Source organism: Candidatus Ichthyocystis sparus (assembly GCF_900078745.1).
Classification (GTDB): Bacteria; Pseudomonadota; Gammaproteobacteria; order Burkholderiales; family 2013Ark19i; genus Ichthyocystis; species Ichthyocystis sparus.
Genome location: NZ_FKII01000035.1, coordinates 1 through 1046 on the forward strand (window position 1 = coordinate 1; position 1046 = coordinate 1046).

Here is a 1046-nt window from a genome sequence, read left to right on the forward strand (position 1 = left end):
GGATTAGATGCAGATGTTTCCTCTTCTTCTACGGAGTCATCTGTATTGGGTAGAGCAATTGTTGGACTAGCTACAGAAGTTATTGCTTCTGAGTCGAGAGTTTTAGTAGGTGAGTCAACTCCTTCGTCATCATCTGAGCAGTTAGTAGTGCCGATTGCTGCCCCTTCTTCTGTTTCTGCTGCTATCAGTAAATCTTCCACGGTGGCTAGTAGTAGTTCTTCCAGTTATCTTCACGGACCTAAGAAAAAATCTATTATGAAATTAGTTGAGGGGTCTTTTGAGATACCTACGAGTAGCGGTGTTGCTGCTAGATCTTCTTCTGCATCTGTGGATGTTGGTAATGTTCCGCTAGTGGCTACTGCTAGCGATACTTCTTCTGAGGATGTGGGATTGAGATTGGCAGCATTGCTGAATCGAGGGCTGTCACCTCCACCTGCTGGTGAATCTAGCGGGTATATGAGAGGTGGTAGAGGAGGGCCATCTTCCTCTCCTCATAGTAGTGTGCAGAGAAGAGGACGTAAGAGGAAAAGAAATGAGTAATTTGTGATACTAGTTTTAAATGATTTTATTTGTTGTGAGCTAGTTCTTATTTCTATACGGATACGGATAAATTCCGCTATTGTATTTTTTACTGTAACGGCATTAACAAAATTAAAATTCAACAACCTGTTTGATCGTCATTTACGTTTATCATACCTTAACACCCTATTATCAATCACTCACCAAAATCACAGAAGAGAGAAGTGGAGAGTAACCATACGTAAATGCAACCAAACGCACATAACACCAAAAACAGGACCAGAAGCAAAACCCTACGTCATCACTTATGTATCTCAATTCATGAAATTCACATCCAAAAGTAGTAATTCCCATGTACAAAGGCAAAAGTAGTAATTCCCATGTACAAAGGCAAAAGTCACTACTTGCAAACAATGAGTGTCCTGTATTTATATCAAAAATAACAAGATAAATTTAAGTACCTACAAGGTACTAGATGCCAGATAAATTAATATAGACAAGTACCTACATAATGATAGAAGTTAATA

1 protein-coding gene is annotated in these 1046 nt (G+C 39.0%); it reads left to right on the forward strand.

What is annotated here, in order from left to right; translation table 11 throughout:
- A partial coding sequence (locus A6733_RS08720) for a hypothetical protein (protein WP_176696743.1) occupies positions 1-540 on the forward strand: 540 nt, incomplete at its 5' end.
- Positions 541-1046 lie beyond the last annotated feature (506 nt).